The sequence below is a fragment of the Amycolatopsis camponoti genome, from assembly GCF_902497555.1.
GTDB lineage: Bacteria > Actinomycetota > Actinomycetes > Mycobacteriales > Pseudonocardiaceae > Amycolatopsis > Amycolatopsis camponoti.
In genome coordinates, this window is the sequence record NZ_CABVGP010000001.1 from 1,661,599 (window position 1) to 1,683,671 (window position 22,073).

Sequence of the window (22,073 nt, forward strand, 5' to 3'; positions counted from 1 at the left end):
CGGCGGCTCACCGTCGCCACGCACCGACCGGTTACCCTCGGTCGCATCAGGTAGCAGGAGGGAGTCCGGGTGAGTGAGTCGTCGGGGCCCGCACACCGGCCGTCGGCCGTGGCCGGTCCGTGGTCGGTGCCCGTGCTGTTCCGGGAGCGGCGGCCGCGGGTCGTCGTCAAGGCCGACCTGCTGCCCGCCGTGAGCGTGCTCGGCACCCTCAGCCTGCTGAGCTTCCCGCTCGCCTTCGCGTGGTCCCGCCTCGCGCCGCCGGAGCGCGTGCGCATCATCGGCACCGACGGCACCCAGGGCGCCCTCGAACTGGAGAGCTGGCACCGCTTCGACGACCTCGCCGTCTTCGGGCTCATGACGCTCGGGCTGGGTATCGTGGTCGGCGTCGTCGTCTGGCTGCTGCGCGAGCGGCGCGGGCCGGTCGTGTTCCTCGCCGCGGTCCTCGGCGTCGCCCTCGCGAGCGCCCTGGCCATGCTGCTCGGCGTCGGCTGGGCGAACAGCCACTACGCGATCGCCGCCCCGCCCGCGCTCGGCTCGGTGATCGAGCTGGCGCCGCGCCTGGAGTCGTGGTGGGTGCTGCTCACCGGCCCGCTCGGCGTGACGCTGGTCTACAGCCTGCTCGCCACCTGGAACGGCCGCGACGACCTCGGCCGCCGTCTCGGCTGACCTCGTCTCCCCCTAAGCTGGCTCCCTCGAATCACAGGGGGTTCAGTGACCGAAGACATCGAAGTTTCCCGGCACCACGCCGTCCGCTTCCCGGGCATTAGCCCGCGCGCCTACGAGCACCCGGTGGATCGCGGCGCGCTCGCGACGTTGCGCGCGGTGCCCGGGTTCGCCCAGGTGGTCAAGGCCGTTTCGGGGTTCTACAACGAGCGTGGCGAGCGGCTGATGGCGCTCGCGTCGTCGATCCGCGTCGGGCCGAAGCAGTACCCGGAGCTCGACCGGCTGCGGCACGAGTGCGCCGAGACGCTGGACCTGCCCGCCGTGCCGAACGTGTTCGTCTACCAGGACCCGCGCGTGCAGGCGTCGGCCGTCGGGATGGACGAGCCGTTCATCCGGATCAGCACCGGGCTCGTCGAGCTGATGGGCCACGAGTCGCTGCGGTTCGTGCTCGGGCACGAGATGGGGCACGTGCTGTCCGGGCACACCGTCTACCGCACGATCATGGTGCGCCTGATCAGCCTGCAGATGTCGTTGTCGTGGACGCCGGTCAGCGCGCTCGGGATCCGCGCGATCATCGCGGCGCTGCGCGAGTGGTACCGCAAGGCCGAGCTGTCGTGCGACCGCGCCGGGCTGCTGTGCGGCCAGGATCCGACGGCCGCGCTGCGCGCCCAGATCCAGATCGCGGGCGGCGTCGACCCGTCCCGTATCGACATCCCGTCGTTCCTGCAGCAGGCGGCCGAGTACGAGTCGGTCGAAGACATCCGCGACAGCTTCCTCAAGCTCAAGTTCGTCGAGACCGAGACGCACCCGTTCGCGGTGGTCCGCGCGGCGCAGCTGCAGAAGTGGGCGGCGTCGGAGGAGTACCGGGCGATCTTGGCGGGCGACTACCCGCGCCGGGACGACGATGCGCCGACGTCCGACTGGAAGGACGATCTGAAGTCGGCCGCGAAGTCGTACAAGGACTCTTGGAGCACGTCGGCCGATCCGCTGACGAAGGTGTTCAGCGATGTCGGCGAAGCGGTTTCCAGCACGGCGGGGAAGGTGTGGAACAAGTTCGGGAACGGCTCCGGCAACGGAAACGGCTCTGGCAACGGCTCCGGCTCCGGTTCCGGCTCCGGGGAGTGACTGTCCCCAGGGTGACGCGGTTGTGGACAACCTCGGCGGAATTCCGCTTCGCGGCGGGTTCCGTCGGGGGTCGCCGATAGACTGGACCGGGGTCAGCCCCCAGGGATGGGTGGGGCCTTGTCTGTGGGGCGGGGGTCAGTTCAAGCTGGCCGGCTTGCCGAGGTCGGTGAGCTCGCCGGGGGGCAGCGGCACCGCGCCCAGTGTGTCGAGGAACCCCGCCTCCCGGATCAGGAGCCGGCAGGCGATGCGGAGCCTGCGCAGCGGGTGGCGTTCCTCCAGCAGGCGCTGGCGGTCTTCCAGTGGCAGCAGGCAGTCCGCGGCCAGCTGGTACGCGAGCTCGGCCAGTTCGGTGTCCGCCTCCGGGGCGTTCCAGTCGTCGCTGCGCCACGCCGTTTCGCAGTAGCGGCGGTGCGCCGTGCGGGCTACCACCGCGAGGCGTTCGGCCATGTCGCCGGCCGGCGCCACCGGGTCGTCGTCGACCCATTCCACCGACGCGATCATGTAGGGCGCCGACACGCAGTCGAGGTCCGTCAGGCGGAAGCGGCGCTGGGCCTGCGTCACGACGTCGAACCGGCCGTCCGGTAGGCGCTTCGCCTCGCGCAGCACCGTGCTGCAGCCGATTTCGTACAGCTGGTCCAGACCACGGACCTCGCGGGTCAGGGAGGACCGCAGGGCCACCACGCCGAACTCGCGCCCCGGCACCGTGCCGCTGACGAGGTCGGCCGTCAGCTGCCGGTAGCGCGGTTCGAAGATGTGCAGCGGCAGCTTGGTCCCCGGGAGCAGAACCGTCTGCAGCGGGAACAACGGCAGCAAGGTCGTCGTCGCGTCGCTTTCCGATTCCGGCTCTGTCACGGGCTCCACGGTAAGGGGAGAACGCCTCCGCCGCAGGATGGTCACCGGTTCGGCGGCTTGAACACCGCGAACGGATCGGTGATCTGCATGCCCTTGCCGGCGAAGGAGAACAACGCCGCCGGACGCCCGCCGGCGCGGCCCGGCGGGGCCGTGTGACCAGTGGGAACCAGCAGCCCGCGCCGCGAAAGCACCCGCTGCAGGTTGGTCGCCGAGACGCGGTAGCCCAGCGCCGCCGAATACAGCCCGCGCAGCGCGGAGATCGTGAACTCGTCGGGCGCGAGCGCGAACCCGAGGTTGGTGTAGGAGAGCTTCGAGCGCAGCCGGTCGCGGGCGCGCAGCACGATCGCCTCGTGGTCGAACGCCGTCCGCGGCAGCTTCGCGACGTCGTGCCACTCGGTGTCCTCGGGCACCTCGGGGTCGGCGTCGGAGGGGACCAGCGCGAGGAACGCCGTCGCGACCACGCGCGGGCCGGGGACCCGGTGCGGGCCGCTGAACACCGCGAGCTGCTCGACGTGCTCGATCCGGCGCACGTCGACCTTCTCCTTGAGCTGGCGCCGGATCGACGTCTCGACGTCCTCGTCGGGCCGCAGCCGCCCGCCCGGCAGCGACCAGCGGCCGAGGTGCGGGTCGAGCGCGCGGCGCCACAGCAGGACCCGCAGTGTGTCCGAGCGCACTTGAAGGACCGCTCCCAAAACCTCGTGGGCCAGGGGGGCCTGGGTGTTAAGATGACTTCGCACGGTTTTCGATTATAAGGCGAAAACCGGAGACAGGTCCAGGAGGGCCCGATGACCAGCACGTTGGTTCCGGAAGGTCTCACCCCGTTCGGCGGGGTCGAGGCGAACGCGGCGTGGGCCGAGGAGGTGCGGCGCCTGGCGAAGCAGCGCGACGCGGTCCTGCTCGCGCACAACTACCAGGTCCCGGAGATCCAGGACATCGCCGACCACACGGGCGACTCCCTCGCGCTCAGCCGCATCGCGGCGAGCAGCGACGCCTCCACCATCGTCTTCTGCGGCGTGCACTTCATGGCCGAGACGGCGAAGATCCTCGCGCCGGAGAAGACCGTCCTGATCCCGGACGCGCGGGCCGGCTGCTCGCTGGCCGACTCCATCACCGGCGCCGAGCTGCGCGTCTGGAAGGCCGAGCACCCGGGCGCGGTGGTCGTCTCCTACGTCAACACCACGGCCGAGGTGAAGGCCGAGACGGACATCTGCTGCACGTCCTCGAACGCGGTCGACGTCGTCGCTTCCATCCCCGCTGACCAGGAGGTTCTCTTCCTGCCGGACCAGTTCCTCGGCGCGCACGTCAAGCGCGTGACCGGCCGGGAGAACATGCACATCTGGGCCGGGGAGTGCCACGTCCACGCCGGGATCAACGGCGCCGAGCTGGCCGAGCGCGCGGCCGAGAACCCGAGCGCGGACCTGTTCATCCACCCCGAATGCGGCTGCGCGACGTCGGCGCTCTACCTGGCCGGCGAGGGGGCCGTGGCGCCGGAGCGGGTCAAGATCCTCTCGACCGGCGACATGGTCCACGAGGCCCGCGACACGAAGGCCAAGACCGTCCTGGTGGCCACCGAGATCGGCATGATCCACCAGCTCCGCAAGGCCGCGCCGGGTATCGACTTCCGCGCGGTGAACGACCGCGCGTCCTGCCGGTACATGAAGATGATCACGCCCGCGGCGCTGCTGCGCTGCCTGCGTGACGGTCTCGACGAGGTCCACGTCGACCTCGAAACCGCGGCCCGCGCCAAGGCGTCGGTGCAGCGGATGATCGAGATCGGGCAGCCTGGCGGCGGCGAATGACCACCCCGGTTAATGATTCACAGGCGAAAACCCGGTCTGGGAAGCTCGCGCGGACCTCGTCGTGATCGGCAGCGGTGTCGCGGGGCTGACCGCGGCGTTGCGCGCGCAGGCCCTCGGGCTGCACGTCCTGGTGATCACCAAGGCGGCGGTCGAGGACGGCAACACGCGCTGGGCCCAGGGCGGTGTCGCCGTGGTGCTGGCCGAGGAGCACGACCTCGACGATTCGGTCGCGAAGCACGCGGAGGACACCTTCACCGCGGGGGCCGGGCTGGTCGACGAGGCCGCCGCCCGCTCGATCCTCGACGGCGGCCCGGCCGCGGTCGCCCGGCTGCGGGCCGACGGCGCCACGTTCGACTCCGCGGGTGACGGCCTGCTGGCCCGGACCCGCGAGGGCGGGCACAGCGCGTTCCGCGTCATCCACGCGGGCGGCGACGCCACCGGTGCCGAGGTCGAGCGCGCCCTGGTCGCGCAGGCCGGGCAGGCGCGGGTGCCGGTGCTGGAGCACCACATCGCCGTCGACGCACTGCGCACGCCGGGCGGGCGGGTCGCGGGCGTCACCGTGCTCGACCGGAACGGCGTCCCCGGCGTCGTCCGCGCGCCGGCCGTGCTGCTGGCCAGCGGCGGGATCGGGCAGCTCTACCAGGCGACGTCGAACCCGGAGATCGCCACCGGCGACGGGCTCGCGCTCGCACTGCGGGCGGGGGCGACCGTGGCGGACATCGAGTTCGTCCAGTTCCACCCGACCGTCCTGTACACCCCGGGCGCGCGGGGACGCTGCCCGCTGGTCACCGAGGCTGTCCGCGGCGAGGGCGCGACGCTGGTCGACGGCGCGGGGCAGCCGGTCATGGCGGGCGTGCACCCGCTCGGCGACCTGGCTCCCCGCGACGTCGTCTCGGCGGCGATCACGAGGCGGATGGGCCTGGCGCCTGGCGGGGTCGACGACCACGTCTTCCTCGACGCGACCGGGATCGCCGGGTTCGCCCAGCGGTTCCCGACGGTGTTCGCGGCGTGCGCGGCGCTGGGGCTCGACCCGGCGTCGGACCCGATCCCGGTGACGCCCGCGGCGCACTTCTCGTGCGGTGGCGTGGTGACCACTGTGGACGGACGCTCGTCGGTGCCCGGGCTGTACGCCGCGGGCGAAGTCGCGCGGACCGGGTTGCACGGCGCGAACCGCTTGGCGTCCAACAGCTTGCTCGAAGGCCTGGTCGTCGGGCAGCGCGTCGCCGAGGCCGTCGCGGCGGACCTCGCGGCCGGGCTGCTGGCCGACCCCTCGCGGGGGCGGTTGCCTTCGTGGACGACCGCGCCGGCCGCGTCGCGGGACTCGCTGCAGCGCGTGATGAGCCGGTACGCCGCGATCGGCCGGGACGCCGACGGCCTGGCGGCGGCGGTTTCCGTGCTCGACCTGTCGGCACAGGACAGTCCCTTGTGGACGCACGCCGCGGTCGAGGACGCGGCGCTGACGGTGGTGGCGCAGGCGTTGCTCGCCGCGGCCGTCCGGCGCACCGAGTCGCGCGGCTGCCACGTGCGGACCGACTTCCCCTCGCTCGACGACGGCTGGCGGCGCAGCCAGCTCATCCGGCTCAGCCCGTCCGGTCAGCCGGTGCTGGCCGACCCGATCCCCCTGGAGGGCGTGGCATGACTTTCCCGATCTCCGAACCGGTCCTGAAGCTGATCGCCGCTTCCGGCCTCGACGTCGAGGACGTGACGCGGGTGGTTTCCACGGCGCTGGGCGAGGACCTGCGGTACGGGCCGGACGCGACGACGGCGTCGACGGTGCCCGCCGAAGCGATCGCGGTGGCCGAGCTGACCCCGCGCGCCGACGGCGTCGTGGCCGGGCTGCCGGTCGCGCTGGCCGTGTTCGACATGGTGCTGGGCTCTTCGTACGAGGTGCTGGCCGGGCGCGAGGACGGCGACCGGTTGGTCGCGGGGGAGCCCGCGCTGGTGCTGCGCGGTCCCGTGCGCGGGCTGCTCACGGCCGAGCGCACGGCGCTGAACCTGCTGTGCCACCTCTCCGGCGTCGCGACCGCGACCGCCGCCTGGGTGTCCGAAGTGGACGGTACCGGCTGCGCGATCCGCGACTCCCGCAAGACGTTGCCGGGGCTGCGGTTGCTGCAGAAGTACGCCGTCCGGTGCGGCGGCGGGGTCAACCACCGGCTCGGGCTGGGCGACGCGGTCCTGATCAAGGACAACCACGTCGTCGCCGCGGGTTCGGTGACCGCGGCGCTCGCCGCCGCCCGGGCGCACGCGCCGGAGCTGGCGTGCGAGGTGGAGGTCGATACGCTCGCCCAGCTGGAGGAGGCGCTGGCCGCGGCGGCGGACGAGGTGCTGCTGGACAACTTCACGCCGGAGCAGTGCCGGCAGGCGGTGGCGCGCCGCGACGACGTTTCCCCGAAGACGCGGCTGGAATCCTCTGGTGGCCTCACCCTCGACCGTGGTAAGGCCTACGCCGAGTCCGGTGTGGACTATCTTTCGGTGGGCGGGCTGACCCACTCTTCCCCGGCGCTGGATCTGGGCATGGACCTTCGCTGAACGGTGTTTCGCGCGTAGACTGACGGTGGCGGAAGTCCTTTTCCGCCACCGTCTTTCGTTCGGGGGTTGGGGTGCGGTTACCGGCGGTGCTCGCGGTGGCGGGTCTCGTGGCGCTGGGGTTGCCCGCGTCCGCCGTCGCCGCTCCCGAAGGGCAGTGCGCCAACCCTTCCGGCACGTACACCGGCGAAGTCCCGTGGGGGCAGCGCCTGGTCGACCCGGCGCGGCTCTGGCCGCTGACCCGCGGCGCCGGCCAGCTGGTGGCCGTGATCGGCACGGGCGTCGACGGGCAGAACGCGCAGTTCGCGCCCGGCCAGCTCGAAGGCGGAAACGGCACCGAGCGCTCGGACTGCGACGGCCGCGGCACGATCGCGGCTGGGATCGTCGGCGCGCAACCGGACGCGTCGACGACGTTCGCCGGCGTCGCGCCCGGCGCGCACCTGCTGCCGATCCGGTACACCGAAGGCTCGGGCTCGTCGGCGGCCGACGGCGGCGGGGGAGACCCGGGCGCGCTGGCCGACGCGATCGACACGGCGGTGGACCGGCAGGCGAGCGTGGTCCTGATCGCGGTGCCCGCGGCGTTCGACAGCCCGACGTTGTCCGGCGCGGTCGCGCGGGCGCGTTCTGCCGGCGCAGTCGTCGTTTCGGCGGCGTCGGCGACCCAGCAGGGCGCGCGGTCGTACCCGACGGCGACGCCCGGGGTGCTGTCCGTCGGGTCGGTGAACCCCGCGGGCGAGCCGGTGCAGACGGAAGCGGGGGACTACGTCGGCGTTGCGGCACCGGGAGCGGAGCTGGTCAGCACGTCGGCGGGAGCGGGTGGCGCGGTGGCGCACCGCTGGCCGGTGACGGACCCGGGACTGGCGGCGGCGTACGTCGCCGGCGTCGCGGCGCTGGTCCGGGCGTACCACCCGGACCTGACCGGCGACCAGGTCGTCACCCGGCTCGAGCTGACGGCGCACCGCGCCTCCTCGGGGCGCCACGACGCGCGGCTGGGCTGGGGAGTGCTGGACGCGTACGCGGCGGTGTCCTCGACGTTGCCGGCCGACGTCCCGCCCCCGGGCGCGGTTCCCGCGTCGGGGTCGGCCCCGGCGGTGGTCCCGGCGGCGGCACCCGCGCGTCCGACGTCCGATGTCGCGGCGGGCACGATCGCCCTGGCCGGCGTGGCCCTCGCGGCCGCGGCGGGAGTGGCGATGGCGGCGGTCCGCCGGGCCCGGCGCCGTGGTTGGCGCCCGTCCCGCTTCACGCCGTAACCCGTGTCGACCTCGCAATCACGAGTGATGCCCCTTCAATCACGCGAGATGCCCGCTCAATCACACGTGATGCCCGTTCGGTCACACGAGTCCGGTGTGCCTGAAGGGTCGGTTCGCCGGACTCGTGTGATCAAAGGGGCATCTCGCGTGATTAGACGGGCATCACGCGTGATTGGAGGGGCATCACGTGTGATTGGAGGGTCGACACGGTCAGGCGGGGACGGGGCGGGTTGAGCCGATGATCGCCACCGCGTGGCTGGCCCTGGCCACGTGGATCGTGAAGTCCGCGCCCTCGCGGGAGAACCTCGCGATCAGCTCGCGCGGGGTGCTGCGGTCGTGGGCCTGCCAGCCGCGCTGCTCCAAGGTGGGGATCACCTCGGTGAGGCGGCGTTCCGGCTCGCCCGGGTGCTCCAGGCGGACGCCGTACTGCCAGCAGAAGAGCTTGCCCGGCTGAGTGGGGTCGCAGTCCAGCTCGCCGTTCACCGTCGGGGCCGCCGACGGGCCGAACACCGCCGCGACGCCGTCGATCACGTCCGTCAGCTCGCTCGCCAAGAGGTCCAGGTCCGGAGTGGTCATCGCAGCACACCCCCGTCGTTGAGGAACTCGACGCCGTTCTCGAGGATGCCACGCGGGTCGAAGCTGCCGTTCGGCGTGGTGGGCCCGGACGTGAGCACGCGGTACATGTTCGTCCACGACTCCGAACCCGGCTTCAGCACGTCACTGTGCGAGGACAGGCCCCACAGCTGCGACCCGTCGGCGGCCCGGCCCGTCTCCAGCTCCGTGACGCCGGGGAACGTGTCCGGGTCCGCGCCGTGGCCGATGCCGGTCCACTCCAGGCCCCACGCGTTGCCCTGGGCGAGCTCGATCGGGTCGAGCGGCGCGGTCATCGAGAACCGCTGGACGCCCGCCTGGCTCGGCGGCAGGTCCGCGGGCGACCAGACGCCGTGGCCCATGCCCGCCGACTCGACGTGCAGGACGCGGTCGACGTCGAGACCCTGCGTCTCGGCCAGCCCGACCGTCGCGCCGCCGTAGCTGTGCCCGATCGCGGTCAGCGTGACGTCGGAACCGGCGTGGCTCGAGATCTCGCCGCGCAGGTCGTCGGTGAAGTGTTTGAGGTCCGGCGCCATCGTCTGCGCATAGCTCGCGTCCGGGCCCTGCACCACCGGGTTCTGCGGGAAGACGCCGTCGGCCCAGACGACCATCGCCGTGCGCCCGGTCGGGTCCGCGGCCACCAGGCTGCGCCCGAGGCCCGCGTAGGCGTCGAAGTTCGACATCTGCGTGTTGACGCCGGGGACGAACAGCCCGACGTTGCGCGTCCCCGGCTCGATGTGCCCGACCAGCTCGACGATCCGGCCGTTGCCCGACGGGTCGAACTTCAGGATCTGCCGGTTGTTCGCGAGGATGTCCTCGTACAGCTTGATCCGCGCCCGCGACCGCGCGATTTCGTCGGCGTCGGTGAGTGCCGCGAGCTTCGACCGCTCGGCCGTCAGCGCGTCGGCGACCTTCGTGTGGTTGGCGGCGATCGCCCGCGCCCACGCGCCGGTGTCGGCCGAACCGCCGATGCCCGCCGGGTTTCCGGCGGCCGGCAAGGGATCCTCGGGCAGCAGGGCACGGTACATCGCCGCGACCTGCGCGTCGGCCCGCCGGTACCCGGCCGCCGACTCGGTCAGTCCACTTTGGATCGTCCGGAGCCGGGACACGCTCGAATCGAGCTTCGACCCCAGCTCTTTCATGGTCTTCTCGAACGTCTTGGCCGCGGCCGCGGACGCATCGACCCGGCCGAAGGCGGTGGCGGGCACCTTCTCGCCCGCCACGGCCGTCTGCGCGGTGTGCAAAGCCCCGGCCCGCGAGCCGGACTCCCCGGCCACGGTGTCGAGGCGGGCCGGGGCAACGCGGTAGCCGGCAGCCGTCACGGCCCGCCTCCAATCGTAGAGTGGCTCAGTACGCTTCCGGCTCTTCGCCGATCACCGGCGGCGCGACCGGCGCCGACTGGCCCCAGACGTTCTCCGTCTCGACCAGCCACGCCGGGATCCGGCGCCCGGACCCCATCTCGCCGCCACCGCCCATGCCCATCGGCATCATGGGCATCATCGGCATCGCGCCCTTGGCCGCCGCCGCGCCCGCGGCTCCGGCCGCGCCGCCGGCGAGCCCGCTCAGGGCGTTGCCCGCGCCGCCGTCGCCGGCCAGGCCCGAGTGCGCCGCCGGACCGTCGGCGCCGCCGCCGATCCCGGCCCCGCCGGGAATCCCGCCGGCGCCGCCGAGGGAAGGCGCGTCACCTCCGCCGATCGGGATGCCGCCCCCCGCGCCACCTTCGACGCCGGCCCCGCCGCCGCCGAGCTTCGTGCCGGCCGGGTTTTCCTTGTCGTCCTTGGGATCCTTGCCGGTCGCCCACGACGGCACCTTCGGCATGATCGAGCCGAACCGGCCGAACGCGGCGGCCGAAGCCGCGGCGAGCCCGGCGGTGAACATGTCGCCGAACAGCGGGTTCGACGTCGGCACGGTGCCCGGCTGCTGCGGCGTGCCGGTCGAGGGCAGCGGGTGCCCGTCGGCCGGGGTGACGACGACGCCGGGGTCGGTGACGCCGTTGCCGACGAGCCCGGGCGAGCCCGCGCTCCCGGCGCCGCCGCCACCGGCGGGCGGCGCGGTGGGCGTCTGCACGGCGTTCGGCGACGCCGGGATCGACTCCTCGGCGGTGGTGTACTCGCCGGCCAGCTGCGTCATCACGACGATCGCCTTACCGTGCGCCGACCCGGCCGCGTTCGCCGCGGACTGCTGGGCTTCGACGTTCGCGATGGCCTGCTGGCGCTGCTGCGCCGCGGCCTGGACGACGGCGGGGGAGGAGTCCGCCGGCAGCAGCGGCGGGTTCACCGCGAGCGCGACGTCGGAGGGGGAGACGTCCGGCACCGAAACCGGCGGCGGCATCTCCTTCTTGGCCTTGACCAAGGCGTCGGCGGCGTCGTCGAGCATCACGTTCATCGCCTCGGCGGTCCGCGCCACCTTGGAGATGCCGTTCGCGAGGTCGACGATCATGTGCTGGTACTGGTCGGCGGCGCCACCGGTCCACTGGTCCTTGAACTCGGTGAGCTCCGAGTTGAGGTTGTGGGCCTGCTCGTGCAGGTGCAGCGCGGCGGACTTCCACTTGTCGGCGGCGTGCCGCGCGCTGTTCGGGTCGCCGGCCTGGAGCATCGCGTACAGCTGCTGGTGGCTGTACGCGGCGAAGTTCGTGTGCGCGGTGTTCTTCGTCATCCCTTGCGGCTCCCGTCCGAGTCACCGAGGCCCAGCAGCCCGAGCACCGGGTCGAGGAGGTTGGTGACGGCGCCCGAGTGGTGCAGGTCCCCGGCCACCGCCTCGTCGGCGTTCTGGTAGCCGTCGGCGACCGTGGTGGTGACGTCCTGCGCGAACCCGATCGCGCTGCGGACCTGGTCGAGCAGGCCCTGCATCTCCGAAACCGCGGCGCGGTGGGCGTCGGCCAGCGACCCGGCTTCGCCGAACTCGCCGAACAACAGCGGCTCCTCGCCGAGGGTGAGCAGGAAGTCGTTCGGTTTGGCCATCGCGTGGATCTGGGTCTCCAGCTCCCGCACGAAGTCCTTCAGCGATTCCAGGTGGACGTAGTACGACTGGTCGTGCATCGGGTCCCGGCTCTCTGGTCGCACTCTCTTACGAACGGAGGGAAAGCCGGTCGGCCGGTGCGAGCGGGGGGTTTCCCGCACCGGCCGACCGACGTCTGGGCGCGGTTCAGCCCGCGAACAGTCCCTGGTTGCGGTTCTCCAGCGACTGCTGGAGGTCGTGGGCCTCGCCGACCTTGCCGCCGAACTGGGCGATGATGGCGACGATGTCCGCGGTGGCCTGCCGCAGCCGGGTCTCCGACTGGCGGGCCGCGTCACCGGCGGAGCTGCCGGAGGCGTACCAGGTCGCGGTGATCGGCTGAAGGTTCTGGTGCAGCTGCTCCAGCTGCGAGGTGAGCGCCTTGGCCTTGGCGGCCAGGGACGCCGAGCTGTGCTGCAGCGCGGCGAAGTTGATTTCGACGACGTCGGCCATCGGTACGTCCTCTCGGGTCAGGGGTTGAGGCGGGGGATCACGCCCGAGCCCTCGAGGGTGTTGCCGACCCCCTGGAAGCTCTGGTGGACGTCGGCGTCGCCGCGGCCGTAGTTCTGGTGGCTGGTGTGGACGAGCTGTGACATGGTGTCGAGCTCCTTCACCGCCACGGTCATCTTCTCCTGGAGCCGGCGCTGCAGGTCCCAGAACGCGACGGCCTGGTCACCCTTGTAGTTGCGGAGCGCCTCGGTCAGCTCGGACTCCAAGCTGGCCATCGTGGACTTGGCGTTCGTCGCGGTTTCCTCGAAACCCTGGACGGCGCGCGTCATGGCAGCGGAATCTGCCTGGAATCCCGGACTGGACATGGACGGGCCACCTCCTTCCTGAAGCGAATACCCCTGACGCGGTGGTCCGCGCGGTGTGAAAGTCACGCTAGAAAGAAGGCAGGTGTGGTCAAACGGCACAACTGCCGGTCGTACTGACGGCACTTATACCCACAGGGGGTGCCCCGCCCGCGCGTCTGCCGTGGCAGACGCGGGAAAGCGCTGGTCAGCGACGTTCTGCCGAAATTCTGAGATCCACCCGGTAGACCGGGCCGCCCCGGGCGAAAGGCGGTCGTGATGGTCCACCCGCAGGCACTGCTGGACGAGCTGGGGCGCGCCCCGGAGGATCCGGCGTTCGAGCACGGCTCGCGCGTCACGTCGCGGCGCGAGCTGCGGGAGCTGATCGGCCGGTTCACCGCGGGCCTGCGGGCGGCCGGGCTGGGGCCGGGTGACGGCGTCGGCATCGCCACCGCCGTCACGCCGGAGGGGTTCGCCGCGATCATCGCCGCGCAGGTGCTCGGCTGCCGGGTCGTCGGGGTGCGGCCCGGGCTGCCCGTGCCGCAGCTGCGCCACGTCGTGAGCGACGTCGGCGCGCTGGTCGTCGACGTGGCGTCCGAGACGCCGGAGCTGCTCGGCACCGTCGCGGGCGTGCCGATCCTGCGCGTCGGGCCCGAGCTGCTGGCCGGTCACGAAGAGCCGGTGCCGCAAGGACGTCCGGACGACATCGCGACGGTCGTCTACACCAGCGGGAGCACGGGCGTGCCGAAGGGCGTCGCCTACAGCTACCGCGCCCTGACCGAGGGCCGGGTGTGGCGCGCGCCGGTGCCCGGCTCGGCCCACGAGCGGCTCGGCGCCGGGTTCGGGCGGTTCCTGTTGTTCGGCACGCTCACCAGCGCGGTGATGCTCGAACAGCTGGGGGTGTGCCTGCTGGCCGGCGGGACCGCGGTGGTGCCCGCCGAGCTGCCGGACTTCCCGTGGGTGCTGCCGCGGCTGCGGATCACCGCGGCGCTGATGACCGTGCCGCGGCTGCACCAGGTCCTGGACGTGCTGCGCTCCGAGGACGTCGACCTGAGCGGCCTGCGGACGCTGGTCGTGGCCGGTTCGCCGGTGCCGCCGCACAAGCTGGCCGAGGCGGTCGAGCTGATCGGGCCCGCGATGCACCACGCGTACGGGCAGACCGAGACCGGGATGCTGACGATCTGCGGCGCCGGCGAGGGCCACGGATCCGTCGGGAAGGCTTGCGACACCGTCGAAATCGCGGTCCGCGACGCCGCGGGCGTGCCCCTGCCGGCCGGCGCGGAGGGCGAGGTCTGGGTGCGGACGCCGTCGGCGCTGGCCGGGTACTGGCGCGACGAGGCCACCACCGCGCAGGTCCTGCGCGACGGCTGGGTGCGCACGCAGGACGTCGGCTGGCTGGACGACGCCGGGTACCTGCACCTGTCCGGTCGCGCGCGTGACGTCGTGATCGTCAACGCGGTCATCCACTACACCGGCCCGATCGAGCGGGCGATCGCGGCGCACCCGGACGTCGACCAGGCGTACGTCGTGGCGGTGCCGGACGAGCTGACGGGCGAGGCGGCGCACGCGTTCGTGGTGCCGGTCCCGGGCCGCGAGCCGAACCTCGACGCGGTCCGCAAGGCCGTGGCGGCCGAGCTGGGGGAGGCGGCGGTGCCCGCGCGGTTCAGCTTCGTGGGCGCGGTGCCGATCGCGCCGTCGGGAAAACCGGACAAGGCGGCGTTGCGGGCGTCCATTGTGGACTAGGGCGTGTATCGAAGCTGGCGTCGATGTCCGGCTTGGACTGCTGGGGCGTGGTCGTGAGTGAGAAACAGTGTTCTAACCCTGTTTCTCACTCACGACCGTCTGGGACTCGAGAGCCGGGCCGCGGTTGCCGAACGGCTCTGACCGACTTCGATACAGGCCGCTAGAAGCGGGTGCGGACGCCGAAGGCTTCGCGGAGGTGCCGCATGTCCGTGAGGCCGTGCGGCCGCGGGGTAGGGGAAAGTCCCCGCGGGTGCGGCCTGCACGGCCGAGCCGTCCGCGGCGAAGACGAGCGGGTGCAGGTCGAGGTCGCGGTGCTCCCGCGTCCGGCGGCCGAGGAGTGCGTCGATGCCCCAGCCACCGGCCAGCCAGACTCGGGCGGGGTGGACCGCGTCGAGCACGCGCAGGACGGTGCCGGCGGGCATCACTTCCCGGCGCGCAGGTCCGTGATCACCTTGGCGACGCGCCGCCGGCGGGTCTCCTCGGTCTTCGCCTGGCCGATCGGCAGCACGAACCGCTGTTTCCCGCTGTAGGACAGGCTTTCGAACCGGGCTTTCGCGGTCTCGTCGGCCGCGAGGGCCGCCGCCAGGTCCGGGGGGATCTCCAGCTCGCGCGGCGCGGTGTCGAGGGCGATCTCCACCTCGACGTCGTCGCCGGCGGCCACTCCGGCCTTCTCACGGTTCTCCGCGCTCAGCGACAGCAGGAACTGCCCGCCGCGGCTGGCGACCGTCGTGCGGTAGGTGTGCCCGCCGAGCGTGACGGTGACCGCGGGCTTCTTGCCCGCCCCGAGCGCCTCGACGACGTCGGCGGGGACCGGCAGGCCGGTCGCCGTCTTACCGCCGAGCAGCACCTGAGTCCGGAACTTCATGGAGCGAGTATGCCCGGTCCGGCCACCCGGGCGGAGTGGCCGGGCCGGGCACGGCTCAGACGCCGGCCGTGGTGCGGATCCAGCTGCGGCTCGACGCGACGCTCGCGTAGTTCTGCGTGCCCTGCGTGTTCGAACCGGAGTTGCTGCCCGTGGAGCACACGCCGACCTGCACGCCGCCGGAGAGCTGCGGCCCGCCGGAGTCGCCGTGCCACGCCGAGCCGTTGACGCCCTGGCTGGCGATGGCGGTGCCGCCGAACGCGTCGGTGCTGGTGCCGGTGACGCGGACGTTGGCGGTCTTGAGGGTGCTCGACGGCGGGCTGCTGCCCTGGGTGCGGCCCCAGCCGTAGATCTGGTTGGTCGACCCGGCCGGCGGGTTCCCGGTGCCGAGCTTCATGTAGGTCGTGTTCACCGCGGTCGTCAGGTGCAGCAGCGCGATGTCGCCGTTGGGCGAGGCCTTCTGCTGGTCGACGTTGGCGTTCGTGCCCTGCTGGAGCGTCACGTTGCCGACCTTGACGTGCATGCCCGGCGAGTTCAGGCAGTGCTGCGCGGTGAGCACCCACTGCGGGGCGATGATCGTCCCCGAGCACTCGAACCCGCCGTAGGTCGTCACGTTGTTCCAGTAGATCTGGGCACCCCACGGCGCGGAGGAGACGGTGGTCCCGCCGATGATGTCCTCCTGGGCGTCCGCAACCCCCGCTGAGACCAAGCTCAGCGCCGCGGCGGCGGCACCCGCCGCGGCAACAGCCCTCGACATTCGCATGAAAATGCCCTTCGGCCAGGTGATCCGGATGTCGGCCCCGAAACCGGGCGACGAGCACAAAAGTAGGTTCGTGGGAGGTTCTCAGGTACCTACCGAAGTCGGTAACTTGCCGACGGTGACCGGCGCTCTGGTCTGTGCCGCCGCGCGGTCGCGGTCCGTGCGTCAGGACTCCGCAGGCTTGGTCCACGCCACCTGCACCAGCCCCGTCCCGTGCCGCCGGGACACCAGCGTCCCCCGGCCCGGTGGCTGCGGCGACGGCTTCACGTCGGCCAGCAACGCCCCTTCGTCCTTCGTGCCCGACATGATCAACCCCGGCGAGCCCAGCTCCCGCAGCCGCTGCAGGACCGGCTCGAACAACGCCCGCCCGGCCCCTCCCGACCCGCGGACGATGATCACGTGCAGCCCGATGTCCCGCGCCTGCGGGAGGAACTCCAGCAATGGCTGCAACGGGTTCCGCCCCACCGTCGCCACCAGCTCGTAGTCGTCCACCATGACGAACAGCTCCGGCCCGCGCCACCACGACCGGTTGCGCAGCTGCTCCGGCGTCACCGACGGACCCGGCAGCCGGTTGCGCATGGCCTGGGCGCACTCGGTGATCAGCTCCGTCAGCTTGCCCTCGGCTCCCGCGTAGCCCAGCAGGTGCGCCTCCGGCACCGCGCCCAGCAGACCGCGGCGGTAGTCCGCCACGATGATCGCCGCCTCGTCCGGGGTGTACGCCGACGTGATGCCCTGCGCCAGAGCACGCAGCAACGAGCTCTTGCCGGACTCGACGTCGCCGAAGGCCACGAAGTGCGGGTCCGCCGCGAAGTCCAGGTACACCGGCCGCAACGTCGATTCGGCGATGCCCAAGGTGACCTGACGCGAAGGCGCCGCGGGCAACCCGTCCAGGGGCACCTCGGGGGGCAGCAGCCGGACCTGCGGCGCGCGCGGTCCCTTCCACGCGTCGGAAATCTTCCGGACGAGGTCGACGCCGCCCGCGCCGACCGTCTCCGGGCGCTGGTCGCCGTCGATGCGGGGGAGCGCCGCGAGGAAGTGCAGCTTCTCCGCCGTGATGCCGCGCCCGGGCCGGTCGGCCGGGACGTTCACCGCGACCTTGCGGTCGATCGAGGAGTCCATCGGGTCGCCCAGGCGCAGTTCGAAGCGCGTGCCGATCGCGTCGCGCAGCTGGGCGCGGACGCCGATCCACTGGTTGAGCGAGACGATCACGTGGATGCCGAACCCGAGCCCGCGCGCGGCGAGCCCGGTGATCTGCTCCTCCAGCTGCTCGTACTCCTGGCGGATCGTGGTCCAGTTGTCCACCAGCAGGAACACGTCGCCGAACTCGCGTCCGTCGGTGCTCTCGGTGAACTCCGCGCGCCGCTGGCGGAACGTCGTGATCGACTCGATCCCGTTGGCGGAGAAGAACTCTTCGCGCTGTTCGAGCAACGTCGTCAGCTCGGCGACGACCCGGCGGCAGCGCTGCGCGTCGCGGCGGGTGGCGTAGCCGGACGTGTGCGGCAGCCCGGCGATCGGGGCCAGCGCGCCACCGCCCATGTCCAGCACGAACAGCTGCACCTCGGCCGGGGTGTGCGTCAGCGCGAGCATGCCCGCGATGTCCTTCATCAGCGTCGACTTGCCGCTCTGCGGGGCGCCGACGATCAGCGCGTGCCCGCCCGCGCCGGAGAAGTCGGCCCACAGCATGTCGCGGCGCTGCTCGAACGGCTTGTCCACCAGCGCGACCGGGATGGTCAGCTTGCCGTTGCCGCCCCAGCCGAGCGGGCACAGGCCGCGCGCGGCGTCCTCGCCCAGCGGCGGCAGGAGCTGCTCCAGCGTCGGCGGCTCGTTCAGCGGCGGCAGCCAGATCTGGTGCGCGGCCGGCCCGCGGCCCTCCAGGCGCGAGAGCATCGCGTGGATGATCGTCTCACCGGTGCCGTCCTCCGAAGGCGCCGAGGAGATCTCCGTCGTCACCGGGATCTCCACCGGGGCCAGGGAGAACGGCAGCACGCCCAGCTCCTGCCCGTCCTCGCGCACGACCGTGCTGCGCGGCGGCAGCTCCCCGGAGACGTACGCGGCCTTGAGCCGGATGAGCGTTTCGGTGTCGGACTTCAGGTACGCCGAGCCCGGGACCGGCGGCAGGTGGTAGGCGTCGGCGACGCCCAGCACGGTCCGGCTTTCCGAGGCCGAGAACGTCCGCAGGCCGATCCGGTACGACAGGTGCGAGTCGAGCCCGCGCAGCCGGCCCTCCTCCAGCCGCTGCGACGCCAGCAGCAGGTGGATGCCGAGCGAGCGCCCGAGCCTGCCGATCGCGACGAACAGGTCGATGAACTCCGGCCGCGCGGACAGCAGCTCGCTGAACTCGTCGATGATCACCAGCAGCGACGGCAGCGGGTCGAGCGCCACGCCGTCCGCGCGCGCCTTCTCGTAGTCGCGCACCGACGCGTAGTTCCCGGCCGCGTGCAGCAGTTCCTGGCGCCGCAGCAGCTCGCCGTTGAGCGCGTCGGCCATGCGGTCGACCAGCGCGAGGTCGTCGGACAGGTTCGTGATGACGGCGCAGGTGTGCGGCAGACCGGTCATCCCGGCGAAGGTCGCGCCGCCCTTGAAGTCGATCAGCGCCAGGTTCAGCGTCTCCGACGAGTGCATCACCGCCAGCGCCGTCACCAGCGTCCGCAGCAGCTCGCTCTTGCCGGAGCCGGTCGCGCCGATGACCAGGCCGTGCGGGCCCATCCCGCCCTCGGCCGACTCCTTGAGGTCCAGCTCCACCGGGCGGCCCTCCGGGTTGACGCCCAGCGGGATCCGCAGCCGGTCGCGCGCGGCGCGCGGCGCCCACGTGATGGTCGTGTCGGTGTCGCGCGGGTCGCCGATGCCGAGCAGCCCGGACAACCCGAACGTCGCCGACATCGGCTTGTCGCCGACGACGGCGGCCGGGGTGTGCAACGGCGTCAGCATGCGGGCCAGCGCCTCCGCGGCGCCGCGGTCCAGGATGTCCGGGCGGCCGAGGAACCCGAGCCGCTGCTCGGTGGCGTCGCCGACGACCATGCCCAGGGAGTCGGGGGTGGTGTGCAGGCTCAGCAGCCGCTCGGTCGAGTACGTCCGCGGGTGTTCCGGCCCGATCTCGATGACCGTGACGCCGAGCCGGCCGTCCTCGCCGATCAGCCGGGGCTCGCCGTGGGCGGTGCCACCGTCGACGACGACCACCAGGTGCGGCAGGTCCAGCTCGGCCGCCGCGCGCCGGCTGAACGCGGGACGTTCGCCGAGGTCCGCGCCGAGCAGCTCGGCCAGGCCGGCCGCCGAGTCGGCGGCCAGGCGACGGGAGCCGACGGCGTCGGCCGCACCGGCCGCCGTCGCGTGCGGCAGCCACTTCGCCCACTCCCAGTCGTGCTGCCGGTCCTGCGGGACGCACACCGCGACCCGCAGGTCGGACGGGGAGTGGAAGGTGACGAGCTGGCACAGCAGCGACCGCACCAGGCCGAGCACGTCCGGCCGCCGCCCGGCCACGGTGACCGCGGCGAACGAGCGCAGCGACAGCGCCACCGGCAGGTCGTCGACCGTCGAGTAGGTGCGGATGAAGTGCTTGAGGCTGGTCGAGCACACCGGGTCGAGGTCTTCCAGCGGCACGGTCTGCGGCGCCTTCAGCGGGGTCGCCAGCCGCTGCGGCCCGGTGCCCGCGCGGACCTGCGCGAACTGGCCGTCGGTGCGCCGCCGGTCCCACAGCTTCCCGGTCTCGACGTAGGCCCAGAGGTCGGCGGGGTCGGGCTGGACGGCGATCATCGCGGCGCGCTGGCCGTCGGCGATGTCCCGGACCTGGGCCCGCAGCCCGGACAGGTAGCGCTGGTAGTCGCGGCGCTCGTCGTTGATCTGCGCCTTCTTCGCCATGCCGCCGCGGCCCAGCGACATCACGACCATGCCGCCCATGGCGCAGATGAACAGCGCGCCGAAGATGTAGGTCATCACACCGCCGTCGCGTCCGATGTAGACGAACGACATCGCGCCCATGCCGAGCATCATCGGCAGGAACATCATCAGCTGCATCATCCCGCCGGACGAGCTCTTCGGGAGCATCGGCGGCGACTGCAGCACGATCTCGGAAGGGCGCTCCGGCGACAGGCTCATGAGGTAAGGCTCCAGCAGATCGGGGTGGCTCTGACCGGTATTTTGGCCACTTGCCGACACGGCGCGGTGGGTACTTTTGCCGTCCGCCCGCTTCCGGGGCCGAACTTACGCTCTGCCGAGCAGCCACCCGCGGAAGGAGAGCCATGGCCGGCGAGTACCGGGCGGAGCCCGAGGCGATGCGCTCGTCCGTCGGCAACGTCGGCGGCATCATCGCGCACGGCATCAACGCCGTGGCCGACCTCGAACGGCTCGTCGTGCAGCCGATGTCGTTCGCGGGCTTCGGCAGCGCCGTCGCCGCCGCCAACGCCGCCCTGCACTCCAGCCAGGTCACCGCCGTCCGCACGCTCCTGCAGCTGCTGCAGCAGGTCAACGGGCTGGTCAAGGCCAGTGCCGACGCTTACCAGGCGGCGGACCGGGCGGCGGCCGCCGGCTACGGCGGGGGTCACGACGGATCCACCACGCCCACGTCGTCGATCTGGGGCAGCTCACACGCCTCCGAGCTCGCCACCCTGGCGATCAACGACAGCGCGGGCGCCCACGGCGAGCCGTCGTCGGTCGGGAACGTGCTGCGCTACCTGGGGGACGCGCGGCTCGGCAGGCTCGGGGACCACCCGATCACCGACACGCGCTTCCACGGTGTCGCCGACTTCAACGACTGGCTCGCCGGCGACGCCGACAACCAGGCGCGCGTCGGCCTCATCGAGGTCTACGCCGGCACCGCGCGCACGTTCTCCGACGTTCCGGGCGGCGTGCACAGCGGGGACGTCGTGGTCGTCGAGCCGTTGCTGTTCTCCGACCGCCAGCCGGTCATCGGCGTCGCCGGCGACGGCGGCCGCCTGTACAACCACGGGCTCCTCGACGCCCGCATCGGCGGCCTGGCGAAGGTCAGCGTCTACCGGCCCGCCTCCGTCGTCGCCTGATCGTCCTGTCTGGCACTACAGAACCTTTGTGAGGTCCGATGCTGACTTTCCCGAACTCCAGCGCGATGGACGCGACCGCGTCCTCGGGCGGGCCGATCACCATCCTGCCGCAGATCGTCACCGGCCAGCCGGAGCAGATCGCGCAGCACGTGGTCGACCTGGTCAAGAAGGCCGAGCAGTTCCTGAGCATGTACACCGAGCTCACCAAGGCCGCCGACCAGCTCGGCAAGATCTGGTCGGGCGCGGCGAGCGAGTCGGCGCTGAAGAAGATCAGCGAATCGCTCGACCAGCTCACGAAGATCATCAACGTGGTCCAGAAGGGCGCCGAGCTGCTCGGGGTCTCCGGGACGCTGATCAAGACCGCGCAGGAGGCCTACCGCGCGGTCGTCTCGGCGGTGAACCCGACGGTCGCCGCGCTGATGTCGAACTGGTGGACCTACGGCGCGGCGGTCGCTTTGTCGACCGCGACGAGCGCGTCGCTGCGGGCGTTCATCACCGCTATCGGCGCGCTGCTCAAGGCGCTCGGCGCGGTCGACCTCGCCCAGCAGATCACCCAGCTCGCGCAGGTCATCGGCCAGATCGAGAAGCTCTTCCACCACGACTCCGGCGGTGCGGGCGCGACGACGCCGTCGATCGGGAACACCCCGGTCACGGCGCCCCAGGCCCCGTCGTCGGTGGCGAGTCCGGCCGGGCAGCAGGCGGTGGCGGGCGGGAGCGGCGGGGGGATCCCGCAGCAGCCTTCGTTCACCGACTACACCCCGCCCGCGCTCGCCACCGGCGGCGGTTCGGGCACCGGCACGGGAGCGAACGGCGCGACCGTGCCGGTGACCGCCAACGGGACCCCGCTGAACCCCTCGAACAGCTGGATCCCCGTCGACCACGCTTCGACGACGCCGGCCACCGGTTCGGTTCCCCCGGCCCCGGCTCCGATCCCCGCGCCGGCGCCCGCGCACCCCGACGAGGTCGTCATCCACACCAACCTCACCACCGGTGAGTCCACTGTGGAGGCTCCGGGCGGTCAGGACTTCGACCTCGACATCGCCATGGACTACAACGGCAAGCACTTCAGCCAGCACGTCGGTTACGACGCGGCCGGGAACTAGCC

General features: G+C 72.3%; 21 protein-coding genes. 9 read left to right on the forward strand and 12 right to left on the reverse strand.

Features of this window, described 5'->3' with window-relative positions; all coding sequences use genetic code 11:
- Positions 1-69: 69 nt before the first annotated feature.
- Positions 70-666 (forward strand): DUF2567 domain-containing protein, encoded by a 597-nt coding sequence (locus AA23TX_RS08050; RefSeq protein ID WP_155541934.1) that lies wholly within the window; start codon positions 70-72, stop codon positions 664-666.
- 45 nt (positions 667-711) lie between these two features.
- Positions 712-1,788, forward strand: a complete 1,077-nt coding sequence (locus tag AA23TX_RS08055; RefSeq protein WP_155541935.1) for a M48 family metallopeptidase — start codon at positions 712-714, stop codon at positions 1,786-1,788.
- Positions 1,789-1,923: 135 nt separating this feature from the next.
- Here AA23TX_RS08055 and AA23TX_RS08060 read toward each other — a convergent pair whose 3' ends face one another.
- Both AA23TX_RS08060 and AA23TX_RS08065 read right to left on the reverse strand, forming a co-directional pair.
- Positions 1,924-2,640 carry an LON peptidase substrate-binding domain-containing protein gene (locus AA23TX_RS08060; protein ID WP_196425223.1) on the reverse strand — a complete coding sequence of 239 codons (717 nt, stop codon included), beginning with the start codon at positions 2,638-2,640 and terminating at the stop codon, positions 1,924-1,926.
- A 41-nt stretch (positions 2,641-2,681) separates the two neighbouring features.
- On the reverse strand, positions 2,682-3,314 hold the full coding sequence (locus AA23TX_RS08065; protein WP_155541937.1) for an NUDIX hydrolase: 633 nt from the start codon (positions 3,312-3,314) through the stop codon (positions 2,682-2,684).
- A gap of 111 nt (positions 3,315-3,425) precedes the next feature.
- Between AA23TX_RS08065 and nadA the strand changes: the two genes are divergently transcribed.
- The 4 genes from nadA to AA23TX_RS08085 all read left to right on the forward strand — a co-directional run bounded on the left by nadA (position 3,426) and on the right by AA23TX_RS08085 (position 8,215).
- A complete protein-coding gene (gene nadA, locus AA23TX_RS08070) occupies positions 3,426-4,439 on the forward strand; it encodes a quinolinate synthase NadA (protein ID WP_155541938.1) in 1,014 nt (337 codons plus the stop codon).
- 61 nt (positions 4,440-4,500) lie between these two features.
- Positions 4,501-6,078, forward strand: coding sequence for an L-aspartate oxidase (locus AA23TX_RS08075; protein ID WP_155541939.1), 1,578 nt, complete (start codon positions 4,501-4,503; stop codon positions 6,076-6,078).
- Complete coding sequence (gene nadC, locus AA23TX_RS08080; RefSeq protein ID WP_155541940.1) at positions 6,075-6,968, forward strand: carboxylating nicotinate-nucleotide diphosphorylase; 894 nt, start codon at positions 6,075-6,077, stop codon at positions 6,966-6,968. The genes AA23TX_RS08075 and nadC overlap by 4 nt, the downstream gene beginning before the upstream one ends.
- A 95-nt stretch (positions 6,969-7,063) precedes the next feature.
- Entirely contained in the window at positions 7,064-8,215 is a 1,152-nt protein-coding gene (locus AA23TX_RS08085) for a S8 family serine peptidase (RefSeq protein ID WP_439328753.1), read from the forward strand.
- Positions 8,216-8,425: 210 nt separating this feature from the next.
- Here the strand turns inward: AA23TX_RS08085 and AA23TX_RS08090 are convergent, their stop codons facing one another.
- The 6 genes from AA23TX_RS08090 to AA23TX_RS08115 all read right to left on the reverse strand — a co-directional run bounded on the left by AA23TX_RS08090 (position 8,426) and on the right by AA23TX_RS08115 (position 12,615).
- On the reverse strand, positions 8,426-8,791 hold the full coding sequence (locus tag AA23TX_RS08090) for a hypothetical protein (protein ID WP_155541942.1): 366 nt from the start codon (positions 8,789-8,791) through the stop codon (positions 8,426-8,428).
- Complete coding sequence (locus tag AA23TX_RS08095; protein ID WP_155541943.1) at positions 8,788-10,128, reverse strand: alpha/beta hydrolase; 1,341 nt, start codon at positions 10,126-10,128, stop codon at positions 8,788-8,790. The genes AA23TX_RS08090 and AA23TX_RS08095 overlap by 4 nt, the downstream gene beginning before the upstream one ends.
- Positions 10,129-10,153: 25 nt before the next feature.
- Entirely contained in the window at positions 10,154-11,461 is a 1,308-nt protein-coding gene (locus AA23TX_RS08100; RefSeq protein ID WP_155541944.1) for a WXG100 family type VII secretion target, read from the reverse strand.
- Positions 11,458-11,844 (reverse strand): hypothetical protein, encoded by a 387-nt coding sequence (locus tag AA23TX_RS08105; protein WP_155541945.1) that lies wholly within the window; start codon positions 11,842-11,844, stop codon positions 11,458-11,460. Before AA23TX_RS08105 ends, AA23TX_RS08100 begins: the two co-directional genes overlap by 4 nt.
- A gap of 106 nt (positions 11,845-11,950) precedes the next feature.
- On the reverse strand, positions 11,951-12,253 hold the full coding sequence (locus tag AA23TX_RS08110) for a hypothetical protein (RefSeq protein ID WP_020644701.1): 303 nt from the start codon (positions 12,251-12,253) through the stop codon (positions 11,951-11,953).
- Positions 12,254-12,270: 17 nt separating this feature from the next.
- On the reverse strand, positions 12,271-12,615 hold the full coding sequence (locus AA23TX_RS08115) for a WXG100 family type VII secretion target (protein WP_155541946.1): 345 nt from the start codon (positions 12,613-12,615) through the stop codon (positions 12,271-12,273).
- A gap of 255 nt (positions 12,616-12,870) precedes the next feature.
- Here AA23TX_RS08115 and AA23TX_RS08120 point away from each other — a divergent pair, with 255 nt between their 5' ends.
- A complete protein-coding gene (locus tag AA23TX_RS08120; RefSeq protein WP_155541947.1) occupies positions 12,871-14,334 on the forward strand; it encodes a class I adenylate-forming enzyme family protein in 1,464 nt (487 codons plus the stop codon).
- Between the two features lie 89 nt (positions 14,335-14,423).
- Here the strand turns inward: AA23TX_RS08120 and AA23TX_RS51005 are convergent, their stop codons facing one another.
- The 4 genes from AA23TX_RS51005 to eccCa all read right to left on the reverse strand — a co-directional run bounded on the left by AA23TX_RS51005 (position 14,424) and on the right by eccCa (position 20,048).
- On the reverse strand, positions 14,424-14,756 hold the full coding sequence (locus tag AA23TX_RS51005; protein WP_369334184.1) for a nucleotidyltransferase domain-containing protein: 333 nt from the start codon (positions 14,754-14,756) through the stop codon (positions 14,424-14,426).
- On the reverse strand, positions 14,756-15,199 hold the full coding sequence (locus AA23TX_RS08130) for a YdeI/OmpD-associated family protein (protein WP_155541948.1): 444 nt from the start codon (positions 15,197-15,199) through the stop codon (positions 14,756-14,758). Before AA23TX_RS08130 ends, AA23TX_RS51005 begins: the two co-directional genes overlap by 1 nt.
- 55 nt (positions 15,200-15,254) lie before the next feature.
- The gene (locus AA23TX_RS08135) at positions 15,255-15,959 is read right to left on the reverse strand and encodes a S1 family peptidase (protein ID WP_338422488.1); all 705 of its coding nucleotides are present in this window, start codon (positions 15,957-15,959) and stop codon (positions 15,255-15,257) included.
- Between the two features lie 162 nt (positions 15,960-16,121).
- Positions 16,122-20,048, reverse strand: coding sequence for a type VII secretion protein EccCa (gene eccCa, locus AA23TX_RS08140; RefSeq protein ID WP_155541950.1), 3,927 nt, complete (start codon positions 20,046-20,048; stop codon positions 16,122-16,124).
- A 143-nt stretch (positions 20,049-20,191) separates the two neighbouring features.
- On the opposite strand from eccCa, the gene AA23TX_RS08145 reads away from it, so the two are divergent.
- The gene (locus AA23TX_RS08145; RefSeq protein WP_155541951.1) at positions 20,192-20,968 is read left to right on the forward strand and encodes a WXG100 family type VII secretion target; all 777 of its coding nucleotides are present in this window, start codon (positions 20,192-20,194) and stop codon (positions 20,966-20,968) included.
- Positions 20,969-21,006: 38 nt separating this feature from the next.
- Positions 21,007-22,071, forward strand: a complete 1,065-nt coding sequence (locus AA23TX_RS08150) for a WXG100 family type VII secretion target (RefSeq protein WP_155541952.1) — start codon at positions 21,007-21,009, stop codon at positions 22,069-22,071.
- Positions 22,072-22,073: the final 2 nt, after the last annotated feature.